Raw genomic sequence first — 12,858 nt, 5'->3', positions numbered from 1 at the left:
AAGAGTCTTACCAGGCCCCTTTGGGCTGTTTCGCCCGCACGGCGGCCGAGATCGCGGCCACCGCGTCCGGGCGGACGCCCAACTGGGCGAAATCGATGGCGCTGAGCTGTTGCTGGTTCTTCAGCAATGGGTCGGCACCCTCGTCCAGCAGCAGGCGCACGGCATCGGTGCTACCGTAGCGCGCGGCCATCATCAGCGGCGTCGTGCCGTTGGGTGACGCGGCGTCGATATAGGCATCGTTGTCCAGCAGCAGGCGCATCACGGCCACCTGGCCGCGCGTGGCGGCGTAGTGCAAGGGCGCCCAGCCGACCTTGTTGACGTCCGCTCCCTTGTCGATCAGCTTCTTGCACAGGTCCAGCTCGCCGGCCAGCGCGGCGATCATCAGCGCGCTTTCGTCCTTGGGGTTGCGGGTTTCGGCTGCGATCTGGGGCCAATCCAGCAAAGCGTCAGCCGCCTTGTAAGACTCGCTCTTGATGGCCAGGAACAGGCCGGACAGGCCTTGCTCGTTGCTGGTATTGCCATCAAATCCGCGCTGCAGCAGCGCCCGCACGTCACCGGCATTGTCACGCTTGATGGCGGCGAAAAAGTCTTCAAAAGAGCCCGCGTTTGCAACACTAAACCCTATCAAAACAAATAGATAGGCCAGCTTCTTAAAGTATTGCATCATGCCAAAACTCCGCTGAACAGTCGGTCAAAATTGGCGCTGGTAGCTTGCGCTACTTCTTCCACCGGGATGTTCTTGATCTGCGCGATCTGCTGCGCCACATAAGGCACGTACGAGGGGTTGTTGGTCTTGCCACGGAAGGGCACGGGTGCCAGATACGGGCTGTCGGTCTCGATCAGGATGCGGTCCATGGGCACCAGGGCCGCCACATCGCGTATGTCCTGCGCCGTCTTGAAGGTCAGGATGCCCGAGAAGGAAATGTAGAAGCCTAGGTCCAGCGCAGCGCGGGCCACCATGTCCGTCTCGGTAAAGCAGTGGAACACGCCGCCAGCCGCACCGGCCGAGCCGTCTTCACCCTCTTCCCGCAGGATGGCCAGGGTGTCATCCGAGGCGCTGCGGGTGTGGATCACCAGCGGCTTGGCGGTCTGGCGTGCGGCGCGGATATGGGTGCGGAAGCGCTCACGCTGCCATTCCATATCGGCTACGGTGCGCTCACCCAGGCGGTAGTAGTCCAGCCCGGTCTCGCCTATGGCGACCACCCGCGGCAGCGCAGCGCGCTGCAGCAGATCGTCCAGCGTGGGCTCCTGCACATCGTCGTTGTCAGGATGCACGCCGACGGTGGACCAAAAGTTGTCATAGCCGGTGGCCAGGGCATGCACGTCGGGAAATTCTTCCAGCGTGGTGCAGATGCACAGGGCGCGGTCTACGCGCGCGGCAGCCATGGCAGTACGGATGGCGGGGAGCTGCGCGACCAGGTCGGGCATGCTGAGGTGACAATGGGAATCGGTAAACATGGCGACCGCCAGAGGGGCGGTGGTTGCGGTGAAGGCGGTGGAACGGCGGGGCTTAGATGGTCTGCGTAGGCCGATCCGAGCCCAGGTGGGCACCCAGGATCTCTTCGATCTTGAGCTTGAGCAAGCGGGCTTTTTCGTCCTTGGGGAACTGAATGCCCACGCCCTGGGTACGGTTGCCGGCTGCGCGCGGTGGTGTAACCCAGGCCACGCGCCCGGCGATGGGGTGGCGCTGCGGGTCATCGGGCAGGGACAACAGCACGTACACATCGTCGCCCAGCTGGTATTCCCGCGTGGTCGGCACGAACAGCCCGCCCTGGGTGAACATCGGGATGAAGGCGGCATACAGCGCACCCTTTTCCTTGATGGCAAGCTGGATGACGCTGGGACGGGGCGAGGCGTTGTTACTGCTCATTGGCAAGCACCATGGATAGCGTTAAAGACGCGAGTTTAGGACGTTTTGGGCCCGGCCTACCAAAGACTCCAGCAGCAGCCCCGCATTGAACGGGTGCTCCACCACGCGGGCGGTGGCGTTCAGGTCCTTGGCCCACTGGGTCAGCAGCTTGCCGGACGGTGCCGATGGCAGATCCTTGGCGGCAAAAAAGCGCGGCGCAGCACCTACGCGCACCAGCAGCAGGTCGTGGCAAAGCTTTTGCAGTGCGTCCACCACCTGGGCCGGGCCCCAGTCGGCAAACATGGTCAGCACACCCTGGGCCACAGCGCGCGGCAGGGCCGACCAGCTCTGTGCTGTACGGCCAGCCTGGGCCCATTGCAGCGCATCTTCGGGGCGGCCGCCGGCGGCGGCCAGCAGCACAGGCGCGTCGGCCGCGGGTACGCCCTGGGCCTGTAGCCAGGTTGTGGACTCGACCGTCTCGGGCCAGACCATGTTGTGGCCCATGCATCGGCTGCGGATGGTGGGCAGCAGCTGGTGGGCGGCGCCCGTGGCCAGCACGAACTTCACGTCACCCGGCGGTTCTTCCAGGGTTTTGAGCAGCGCATTGGCGGTGATGTGGTTCATGCGCTCGGCCGGATAGACCAGCACGGCCTTGCCGCGACCACGGGCGCTGGTGCGCTGCGAGAACTCCACCGCGTCGCGCATGGCATCGACGCGGATTTCCTTGCTGGGTTTGCGCGACTTGTTGTCGATCTCGGACTGGGCCTTTTCGCTCAGCGGCCAGCCCAATTCCAGCATCATGGCCTCGGGCATCAGCAGGCACAGGTCGGCATGGCCATGCACATCGATGGCGTGGCAGCTGGCGCATTGTCCGCAAGCGCCCTGTGCACCCGGCGTGTCGCACAGCCAGGCGCGCACCAGTTCCAGCGCCAGCCGGTACTGGCCCAGGCCGGACGGCCCTTGCAGCAGCCAGGCGTGGCCACGTTGGGCCAGCAAGGCACTGCGCTGCTGCGCCACCCATGGGGGTACCAGGGCTTCACTCATGCCAGGGCCTCCAGGTAGCCGCGTTGCACCAGCACCGCATGCACCTGTTGCCAAACGGCCTCACGTGGCAGCGCCGCATCGATACGCGCGAAGCGGGCGGGTGAGTCCTCGGCGCGGCGCGCATAACCGTCGGACACGCGGCGGAAGAATTCGGTGGGCAGGGACTCGAAACGGTCGGGCACGCGGGCACCGGCCAGCCGCTCGGCGGCGATTTCGGGTGCCAACTCAAACCACAAGGTCAGATCAGGATTGCGAATGAAATCTGCCTCTGGCGCAGATACTGTCTGCACGAAGCGCTCTAATTGTGATAGCACATCAAGCCGAAAGCCGCGCCCACCGCCCTGGTAGGCAAAGGTGGCGTCGGTAAAGCGGTCGCAGACCAGCACGTCGCCACGCGCCAGCGCCGGTTCTATCACCTGCTGCAGATGGTCGCGCCGCGCGGCGAAGACCAGCAGGGCTTCGGTCAGCGGGTCCATGCTGTCGTTCAAGACCATGGCGCGCAGCTTTTCGGCCAAGGGCGTACCGCCAGGCTCGCGCGTCAGCGTGACCGCCCTACCCTGCGCCCGGAAAGCTGCGGCCAGAGCCTCGATATGGCTGGATTTGCCCGCACCGTCTATGCCTTCGATGCTGATGAAAATTCCTGCTTTCATTAACCAATTACCCCTGACATCCAGAGCCTTCTATAAAACACATGCCAGCTCTTACCGCCTGCTTCCAGAGATACCGCGGAGCCGGCTTTGCCGGGCCGCTGGTATCGCCCCCTGCAAGGGGGTGGGCGAAGACACGAAGTGCGTAGCCTGGGGGTGAGCATCATTTTTGTCTGATGTATTTGTTCACGGCGCGATTGTGCTCTTCCAGCGTGGCGCTGAACTGGCTGCTGCCGTCGCCCCGTGCCACAAAGTACAAAGCTGCCGTGGGGGCCGGCTGCACTGCCGCCAGCAGAGCCTGCTTGCCCGGCATGGCGATGGGCGTGGGTGGCAAGCCCGCGCGCAGATAGGTGTTGTAGGGGCCGTCTGTCTGCAGGTCGCGTTTGCGCAAATTGCCGTCAAACCCGGCTCCCAGTCCATAGATGACAGAGGGGTCGGTCTGCAGCGGCATGCCTATGCGTAGCCGGTTGTTGAATACGCCGGACACCATGGGGCGGTCGCCCGGCTGGCCGGTTTCTTTCTCGACGATGCTGGCCAGGATCAGGGCCTCGTCCGGCGTATGCGCCTGGGTTGAGGGTTGGCGCTGGGCCCAGGCGGCTTCCAGCTTTTTGTCCATGGCATGTAGCGCACGTTTCAGCACAGCCAGATCGCTGCTGCCCTTGGAATAGGTATAGGTATCGGGAAAGAACCGGCCCTCGGGTGCCACGCCGGGCCGGTCGAGTGCAGCCATTACGGCCTCGTCGCTCAGGGCAGCGCTATCGGGCTTGAGCTGGTCGGCCCGGGACAAGGCCGTTCGCACCTGGCGAAAGTTCCAGCCCTCTACCAGGGTGACGGCGCGCATGGCTTCGTCGCCGCGTACCAGCTTGGACAGCAGCTCCAGGGGCGTGGTGCCGCTGGTGATTTCATAGCTACCGGCCTTGATCTGGCGGGCCTGACCCGACACGCGGAACCAGGTAAAGAGCAGCACGGCAGGGGTTTGCACGCCCGCATCGACCGCAGCCTGGGCTACGCCGCGTGGACTGGTGCCGGGCTCGATGGACAGATCCAGCGTAGCGCTGGACAGGGACAAGGGCTGGTACAGCCACCATCCGGCAGCTGCCGCGCATACGCCCACGATCAGCAACAAACTCAAAAACAGGCGACGCACAGTAGACCTTTGTGAAACCGGACAAATAGCCATTGATGATAATTCAGCCCATGACCATCGCACTCAACGCCGCACTCCACGGGATTGCCCCCCTCCATCACCTGGGCGTGATACGCGCCGAAGGTGCTGACGCAGCCAAGTTTCTGCACGGCCAGCTGACCCAGGACTTTGCCCTGCTGGGCCAGGACCAGGCCCGCCTGGCCGCGTTCTGCAACGCCAAAGGCCGCATGCAGGCCAGCTTCATCGGCTTCAAGCGCAGCCCGACCGAGATACTGCTGATTTGCCACCGCGACCTGCTGGCCCCCACGCTGAAGCGCCTGAGCATGTTTGTCATGCGGGCCAAAGCCAAGCTGACCGACGCCACGGCCGACTTCGCGCTGTACGGCTTGGTGGGTGGCGACATTGCCCCGGCCCAGCCCGCCTGGACCCTGGCCAACGCTGGTGATGCCACCACCATCGCCCTGTACCCGGCGGATGGACAGGCACGCGCGCTGTGGATCGCACCCGCGCAAACCCCGCCGCCCACTGGTCCTTCGCTCAGCCCCGAGCTGTGGCTGTGGAGCGAGGTGCGCAGCGGCGTGGCCACGGTGTCGCAACCGATTTTTGAAGCCCTGGTGCCGCAGATGCTGAATTACGAATCGGTCGGCGGCGTGAACTTCAAAAAAGGTTGCTACCCCGGCCAGGAAGTGGTGGCACGCAGCCAATTCCGTGGCACGTTGAAACGCCGTGCGGCCATAGGCCATGCGGACGTGAGCATGCTGCCAGGGCAGGAAATCTTCCACTCCAGCGATGCCGAGCAGCCCTGCGGCGTGGTGGTGCAAGCGGCTGCGGCGCCTGAGGGCGGCTGGGATGCGATTGTGTCCCTGCAGCTGGCCGCCATGCAGGACGGCAGCCTGCATGTGGGCGCAGCGGATGGCGCCGCGCTGAGCCTGCTGCCCCTGCCCTACGAACTACTCGCCGATATCTAGTCCGAATGCGCCACGCAGGGCCCTGGCCGCGTCAGCATGGGCTTGGCGCGCCTCGGGGATGGCGCGGCCCATTTTGATGAATTCATGGGTCACGCCACGGTAGATCTCCAGGTCTACCGGCGTACCCGCCAGGCGCAGCTTGTCAGCGTACTGCAGGCCCTCATCCACCAGCGGATCGCATTCAGCCAGGCCGAACCAGGCCGGAGCCACACCTTCCACATCCTGTGCCTGCAGTGGCGCAAAGCGCCAGTCCTCACGGTCCGCCGGGCTGCGCAGGTACTGGCCGAAGAAGAAATCGATGTGTTCACGCTCCAACACCAGGCCGCTGGCAAAGCGGGCATGCGACGCGGTATCGCCATGCGAGGTCGTGCCCGGGTAGAACAGCATTTGCAGCGCCAGCGGCAGGCCGGCGTCGCGCGCCTGGATGGCGGCCACGGCAGCCAGCGTGCCGCCCGCGCTGTCCCCGGCTACGGCCATCTTGCCGGGCTGCAGGCCCAGGCTGTGGGACTCGGCAGCCAGCCAAGCCAGCGCGTCCCAGGTGTCGTGCACCGCGGTGGGAAAGCGGTGCTCTGGCGCCAACCGATAGTCCAGCGAGACCACGGCGCAGTCACTCAAGCGGCTGAGTTCGCGGCACAGAATGTCGTGCGTGGCCACGCTGCCCACGGTAAAGCCACCGCCGTGCAGGTACAGCAGCACCGGCAGCGGCTCGAACGACGGCGCTACCAGCCTGGCCTGCAACGCATGCCCGTCGCGCGCCGGAATCTGCAGGTCTTGCACCCGGGCCAGGGCGGGCGAAGGAATTTCCAGCACGCCCGCCCCCAGGGCATAAGCCGCGCGGGCCTGCTCCGGAGTCAGGCTATGCAAGGCCGGGCGCCGGGCGCGGGCCATGCGGCTCAACACGGAACGCATTTGCGCGGTCAGGTGGGAATCAATAGACATGGAGTTGAAACCTGCTCTAGCGCAGGTAAATCATGCGTAAGCAGCTAGCAAATAAATAGCAAATAGAACTAGAGACGGGGCAGAAACGGTGCGCTCTGGTCGCGCCAATCCAGCGGGTCCTGCTGCAGCACGATGTCGATGTCCAGCCCCAGTGGCACACCGATTTCTCCGGGGAAGCTGACAGCCAGCGCGTTGTCGTCCAGCGCGCCCTCTTTGGCGCGTACCCGCCAGGCAGCCAGGTGCAGCACGCCGGCCAGAGGTTCGTAGCTTTCGTTGTCGAACGGTGCAATCTGGTACTGCAGCGCGTCCACCAGGCGTTCGGGTAGCTGCCATTGGCGCGCCAGGCCGGCGGCTACATCGGCGTAGCTATAGCCCAGGCGCTTGTGTTCCAGCCGTGCACGGCGCAGGTCGAATGGCGGCTGGGTCTGGTTCAGCGCCTCCATCTCATCCGGCATGGCAATATGCAGTGCCAGCTCACCCACGGCATGTAGGAGCCCGATGGCATAGGCAGTGCACGGGTTGTTGCGTATGGTGCCGGCCAATGCGCGGGAGAGCTTGGCCACGTCCACGCTGAAATGCCAGAACTGTGGCAGCGACAAACTGGCCAGGGTCTGCGGCCCCAGGCTGTGCGTGGCGGTATGCGCCAAGCCGCGCAACTGCTCGGTGCTAAGGATGGCCAGCGCCTCGGGGATGCTATAGACCTGGCCGGTCATAGGCGTGCCGGCCGCGTTGGCTTGGCCCAACAGGCGCACGGTCAGCACCGGGTCGGCGCCTACCAGCTGGCCCAGCACCCGCAGATTGGGGTCCGGGTGGGCCAGCTCATTCAGAAACATGGCCACCACCTTGGGCGCATAGGGCAAGGCCAGCTCGGAGGCCAGCAGCGCATTCAACTCCATGGTTGTGTCTCCATTCGTATACGGCATGGTACGGCAAACCGCCTGCTACGCACCATGGGCGCATGCGGTTTACCGTGCAAATCAGCGCTTGGGTTGCAGCTTGGCAAAAGCCGATGCCATGGCCGACTGCGGCGCCGGGCCGTTGTCGCGACGCGGCTGTTGCTGACCACGGCTAGCGCCCTCGAAGCGGTTGTCGCGCGGGCCCCTGTCGCCGCTGTGGCGGGCCGGTGCCTCGCCCAGTTTCATGCTCAAGGCGATACGCTTGCGCGCCACATCCACCTCGACCACGCGCACCTTGACGATGTCGCCGGTCTTGACGACCTCGCGCGCATCGGTGGTGAACTTGTGGCTGAGTTGGCTGACGTGAACCAGACCGTCCTGGTGCACGCCCAGGTCCACAAAGGCGCCAAAGGCCGCCACGTTGCTGACCGTGCCTTCCAGTACCATGCCTTCAACCAGGTCCTTGATGTCTTCCACGCCATCGTTGAAGCGCGCTACCTTGAAGTCCGGGCGCGGGTCGCGGCCGGGCTTTTCCAGCTCGCCCAGGATATCCTTGACGGTGATGACGCCGAATTTCTCGTTCGCGAACAGCTCGGGCCGCAGCGTCTTCAGCATCTCGGCGCGGCCCATCAGCTCGGTCACCGGCTTCTTGGTGACTTCAATGATTTGCTCGACCAGCGGATAGGTTTCGGGGTGCACGCCGGTCATGTCCAGCGGATTGTCACCGCCGCGGATACGTAAAAAGCCCGCGCTTTGCTCGAAGGTCTTGGCACCCAGGCCGCTCACGTCCATCAGCTGCTTGCGGTTCTTGAAAGCGCCATTGGCCTCGCGCCAGCGCACCACGGCCTTGGCCACGTTCGCAGACAGGCCGGAGACGCGGCTCAGCAGCGGTACGCTGGCGGTGTTCAGGTCCACACCCACGGAGTTCACGCAATCTTCCACCACGGCTTCCAGGCTGCGCGCCAGGTCGTTCTGGCTCACATCGTGCTGGTACTGGCCCACGCCAATGGACTTGGGGTCGATCTTCACCAGCTCGGCCAGCGGGTCTTGCAGGCGGCGCGCAATACTGGCCGCGCCGCGCAGGCTCACGTCCACATCGGGCATCTCTTGCGACGCGAATTCGCTGGCCGAATACACCGACGCGCCGGCTTCGCTGACCACCACTTTCTGCACTTCCACCGGTGGCAGGCCGGCTTGCTCGCTCATCTTGGCCAGCAGCTTGATCAGGTCGGCCGCCAGCTTGTCGGTTTCACGGCTGGCCGTGCCGTTGCCGATGGCGATCAGGTTCACGCCGTGTTTGGCGCACAGCTTGCCCAGGGTATGCAGCGAGCCTTCCCAGTCCTTGCGCGGCTCGTGCGGGAAGACGGTGGCGGTTTCCACCAGCTTGCCCGTCGTATCCACCACGGCGACTTTCACGCCGGTACGGATGCCCGGGTCCAGCCCCAGCACCACGCGTGGGCCGGCCGGTGCGGCCAGCAGCAGGTCGCGCAGGTTGTCGGCAAACACCTTGATTGCCACCTTTTCGGCGTCTTCGCGCAGCTTGGCAAACAGGTCGCGCTCGGTGGACAGGCTGAGCTTGACCCGCCAGGTCCAGGCCACACATTTGCGGATCAGATCATCGGCGGGGCGGCCCTGGTGGCTCCAGCCCAGGTGGATGGCGATGCGGCCCTCGGCCAGGGACGGCTTGCCCGGCTCGGGTTCGACCGGCAGCACCAGCTTGGCATCCAGGTATTCCAGCCCACGGCCACGGAATACAGCCAGTGCGCGGTGCGATGGCACGCGACCGATGGGCTCGTCGTAGTCGAAGTAGTCGCGGAACTTGGCGATGTCGGGGTTGTTCTCGTCCTTGCCAGCGGCCAGCTTGCTGCGCAGCAGGCCTTCATTCCACAGCCAGCTGCGCAGGTTCTGGATCAGCGCAGCGTCTTCGGCCCAGCGCTCGCTGAGGATGTCGCGTACGCCGTCCAGCACGGCCTGCGCGGTGGTGAAGTCGTCGCCGTTTTCACCTTTCTCGGCTTTCACAAAGGCCTGGGCTTCATCGGCCGGCACCAGCGCGGGGTTGCCAAACAGCTTGTCTGCCAGCGGCTCGATGCCGTTTTCTCGGGCGATCTGACCCTTGGTACGGCGCTTAGTTTTGAACGGTAGGTACAGGTCTTCCAGTTCCTGCTTGGTGGCGGCGGAAAAGATGGCCACGCGCAGCGCGTCGGTCATCTTGCCCTGCTCTTCGATGCTGGCAACGATGGCCGCACGCCGGTCTTCGAGTTCGCGCAGGTAGCCCAGGCGAGTTTCGAGCTCGCGCAGCTGGATGTCGTCCAGCCCGCCCGTCACTTCCTTGCGGTAGCGCGCGATGAACGGTACGGTGGCACCGCCGTCCAGCAGCTCTACGGCGGAGCGGATTTGTTCTTCTCGGACTTGGATCTCGGTGGCCAGCTGGCGGATGATTTTCTGCATGGACGGGAATCGATATGGCAAGGGGCGTGAGTTTGCCACAGCTGGAACGTGTGTTTATTTGTATCTAAAAAGCGATTAAAACCTAGGTGACACCTACACCAGAAGCTATTTATTTGATAGCACACGTCAATTCTGCGCTGGCTTTCCAGATACGCCTCGTGCTGGATAACCATGTGCGACATGGCGTAAGGCACACGCCCCATAAAAACGCGGTGGAGGTCCGTGAAGACCAGCCACCGCGTGTTGGACATACTGGGCGTATGGGTTTAGTTCAACTTGATATCAGTCGATATCAGTCGAATTATTTTCATGACAAGTATGCTTATTGCAGCTGCCATTGCTGGCAGGCATTATTGAGCCAAGCCCATTGCTGAATATTGGTCGTGTCGGCGGTGCCGCAGTTGGAAACATCCAATACCTTTCCGCTGTTGCGCGAGGTCAAGCGGAACCAGGGAGCGGTGGTCGTTGTTACCTGCCATTGCTGACTGGTGCTACTGCTGCAAGTATTTTGGATCACGTTGCCGCCATTGGCGGTGGAGGATCCGCTGACATCCAGGCACATGCCGCTGTGCTCGCTATAGATACTGGAGTACCCATTGCCCAAGTCCACCATTTGCCAATTCTGCCAAGCAAACCCGTTGCACGTATAGAGATCGACATTGCTACCCGCACTGGTATTAGGTTGCTGAACGTCCATGCACTTATTGCTGTTTTGATTGACGAGTTTTTTATAAGAACTCAGGGCATTTCCACTGTAACCCGCTGCAACGATATTGGCTTGCACGGCGTTTTCGGTTGCATCAGAAGGCTTGCCTGTTGTCATTGCGCCTTCATAGAAATTACCGACTGCCACCTTGCTGTTGTCGCCGCCAATACCCAAAATAATGGCGCCTTCTTTGTGGAAGGGTACATATCCTGACGTCGTGGGTAAGGGCCCTGCATAATCCGTTTTTAATGCGCCAGTTTGGGCATCTCCATCTCTAATGGAATATGTTGTGGCATCTTGTTTAATCATGGCCGTGACAAAAGTGGTGTTGCGGCCAGTATTATTCGTATTGCTTCCGTTGCCGCCCAGGAATAAACCGTTCTCAAGATCTGCCATGACCCAGGGGCCAGATCCGGTACATGCGAACCAGCACAAAGTACCAAAATAGACAGCATTCATGTGTCCATTGCCGGTATCAAGGTTATTTGTCTCGGCATTACCATAATCAAAGCAGCAACCATTATTCACATGGGTAGCACTGGTAACCATGTATACGCCTTCTGATGCGCTACCGGTTGCAATGCCTGTGGTGTTATTGCGCCGATACCCGACGCCCGCGGAGATATAGACCGCATATGCAGACTTTCCGCCAATCGTCACCTTTAATGCGGTAGCACTGCCTGTGATGTCTGCGCTGCCGTTCCCCCCGGCCGGTGCAACAGTCAAGTGATTTCCATTCGCGGTCTGGTCATAGATCGTTTCAATGGTACATACAGAGCCTGCGCAGAAGGCATCTTGTGCTGCAGCGTTGGCAATACCACCGGCTGTCAAAGTGCCAATATCCATGGTGGCGCCATTAGATGCGCGCTTGACCTGGTACAGTTTTCCGTTATATGCCCCAAACAAGGCTCGCACTGTGCTGTGGGCCGCAGAGCACGGCGTACCGCCCGAAGCGTAAATATCACAGGTACTTGTGGCGGCAGAAGCTTTCTGGAAAAAACCTGCGCTTAAAAATACCATCAACGCCAAAAGCATTAAAAAGCGATTTAGTGTCTTGGCGGTAAGTCTACTTAATGGGGGATGTCCATCCAACTGCAAATAATGGTTTTTCATTTTAGTCTCCGTGGTTATTTACTTTGATACCATGCCTCTCGACATGTCATTCCACGGGTTATTATTTCTAAACCCGTAAAATTGATTTCGGCAGAACGTATAGCGTTCGGTGCCTGATAGGGTGAATTCAATGGTGTGAACCGATGTCGCGCAAACCCGCGATATTCCAACTTGTGCGCCGCCTCAGTTGGGGCCCAGGTGAGCGAAGTACTTTTTTCGCCCACGGCGGTCATACACCACCGGCGGGAGCCGGGGACGGCCGAGGAATCGGCTTCTCCGCCTCACCGCCATCGATCGCGATGCGCAATAGCCGGGCTTCTGCATGGTCAAGAGCGTCAAAATATTCACCGGTAGCGGACTTTTTCCGGCTCTGCACCAGATTCGCCAGATCGGTGCTTGCTTGGCGGTCGCCCTGTTCTGCCAGCGCTTCGAGCTGCCAGACCAGATTTGCCGCGTCGGCATTGGTCTTGGCGCACTCAGATGCCGTCGCATTCGGTTGCTGGGCAACCTGGCATGGCCATATCAGATCAAGCTTTGCGCGTACGGCCGTTACATCTCTACCCGCGGTGGGCGATAGCGGCACCGGATCGTTCGAACAGTTCGATAGGCCGCTTCCGAATGGGCTGATTTGCATCATGTCGGCGCAACGCTGCTTGCCAGGCGCATCCGCTATTGCTGAGGCCGTGCTGCTGAACGGTGGCAATGGCTTGGCGCCATCCAGTTGCCGGGCGCTTGCCAAAGGCTGCTCAGCGCTGTTTGATTGGCTGCCGCCTATCAGTGCGTAATAGCACAGGCACGCTGCGGCGATCACGCATATGCCCGGGAACACTTTTTGAGCAACAGACATTCTTTTCCTGCTTTTGCTGGCCTTCCCCGCGAGCATCTAGACACCTTATGGCCCTGCCAAGAGCAGGATCGGCATACTTGCATACGCAAAGCATAGGTGCCGGGATGTTCTACCGAACGATCAGCCCGGGAGGGAAATTCAGCTCGCGTCGACATCCCCCAACGCAAACCCGATTAGCCGCTCAAACCGATTGTTCGGGGCCATCGTAGCCGTCATCATTTCAAGAAACCAATCACATCTTTCAAACGTGACAT

General features: G+C 62.0%; 12 protein-coding genes. 1 reads left to right on the top strand and 11 read right to left on the bottom strand.

The genetic code is table 11. The features are described from left to right. Positions 1-7: 7 nt before the first annotated feature. The 6 genes from AC07R0_RS09690 to mltG form a co-directional block, all read right to left on the bottom strand. The gene (locus tag AC07R0_RS09690; protein ID WP_495104639.1) at positions 8-667 is read right to left on the bottom strand and encodes an ankyrin repeat domain-containing protein; all 660 of its coding nucleotides are present in this window, start codon (positions 665-667) and stop codon (positions 8-10) included. Continuing rightward, on the bottom strand, positions 664-1,458 hold the full coding sequence (locus AC07R0_RS09685) for a TatD family hydrolase (protein ID WP_495104638.1): 795 nt from the start codon (positions 1,456-1,458) through the stop codon (positions 664-666). Before AC07R0_RS09685 ends, AC07R0_RS09690 begins: the two co-directional genes overlap by 4 nt. A 52-nt stretch (positions 1,459-1,510) precedes the next feature. Next, on the bottom strand, positions 1,511-1,870 hold the full coding sequence (locus AC07R0_RS09680) for a PilZ domain-containing protein (protein ID WP_495096687.1): 360 nt from the start codon (positions 1,868-1,870) through the stop codon (positions 1,511-1,513). A 21-nt stretch (positions 1,871-1,891) separates the two neighbouring features. After that, positions 1,892-2,893 (bottom strand): DNA polymerase III delta subunit-related protein, encoded by a 1,002-nt coding sequence (locus AC07R0_RS09675; protein ID WP_495104637.1) that lies wholly within the window; start codon positions 2,891-2,893, stop codon positions 1,892-1,894. After that, positions 2,890-3,543: a dTMP kinase gene (gene tmk / locus AC07R0_RS09670; RefSeq protein WP_495104636.1), complete on the bottom strand. Its 654-nt coding sequence runs from the start codon at positions 3,541-3,543 to the stop codon at positions 2,890-2,892. Before tmk ends, AC07R0_RS09675 begins: the two co-directional genes overlap by 4 nt. A gap of 160 nt (positions 3,544-3,703) precedes the next feature. Further along, a complete protein-coding gene (gene mltG / locus AC07R0_RS09665; RefSeq protein ID WP_495096690.1) occupies positions 3,704-4,687 on the bottom strand; it encodes an endolytic transglycosylase MltG in 984 nt (327 codons plus the stop codon). Between the two features lie 50 nt (positions 4,688-4,737). Between mltG and ygfZ the strand changes: the two genes are divergently transcribed. Further along, on the top strand, positions 4,738-5,655 hold the full coding sequence (ygfZ, locus tag AC07R0_RS09660; protein WP_495104635.1) for a CAF17-like 4Fe-4S cluster assembly/insertion protein YgfZ: 918 nt from the start codon (positions 4,738-4,740) through the stop codon (positions 5,653-5,655). Here the strand turns inward: ygfZ and AC07R0_RS09655 are convergent. The 5 genes from AC07R0_RS09655 to AC07R0_RS09635 all read right to left on the bottom strand — a co-directional run bounded on the left by AC07R0_RS09655 (position 5,638) and on the right by AC07R0_RS09635 (position 12,604). Next, complete coding sequence (locus AC07R0_RS09655; RefSeq protein ID WP_495104634.1) at positions 5,638-6,594, bottom strand: alpha/beta hydrolase; 957 nt, start codon at positions 6,592-6,594, stop codon at positions 5,638-5,640. The two genes, ygfZ and AC07R0_RS09655, sit on opposite strands and share 18 nt — an antisense overlap. A 68-nt stretch (positions 6,595-6,662) precedes the next feature. After that, positions 6,663-7,490 (bottom strand): HDOD domain-containing protein, encoded by an 828-nt coding sequence (locus AC07R0_RS09650; RefSeq protein WP_495104633.1) that lies wholly within the window; start codon positions 7,488-7,490, stop codon positions 6,663-6,665. Between the two features lie 81 nt (positions 7,491-7,571). Continuing rightward, positions 7,572-9,938, bottom strand: a complete 2,367-nt coding sequence (locus AC07R0_RS09645) for a Tex family protein (protein ID WP_495104632.1) — start codon at positions 9,936-9,938, stop codon at positions 7,572-7,574. A 322-nt stretch (positions 9,939-10,260) separates the two neighbouring features. Then, the gene (locus AC07R0_RS09640; RefSeq protein WP_495104631.1) at positions 10,261-11,757 is read right to left on the bottom strand and encodes an arabinofuranosidase catalytic domain-containing protein; all 1,497 of its coding nucleotides are present in this window, start codon (positions 11,755-11,757) and stop codon (positions 10,261-10,263) included. A 229-nt stretch (positions 11,758-11,986) separates the two neighbouring features. Next, complete coding sequence (locus AC07R0_RS09635) at positions 11,987-12,604, bottom strand: hypothetical protein (protein ID WP_495104630.1); 618 nt, start codon at positions 12,602-12,604, stop codon at positions 11,987-11,989. Between the last annotated feature and the right edge of the window lie 254 nt (positions 12,605-12,858).

This window comes from Rhodoferax sp. GW821-FHT07F03, from assembly GCF_059418745.1.
The sequence above is the reverse complement of the archived record's forward strand: the minus strand, read 5'-3'. Positions and strand labels throughout refer to the sequence as shown.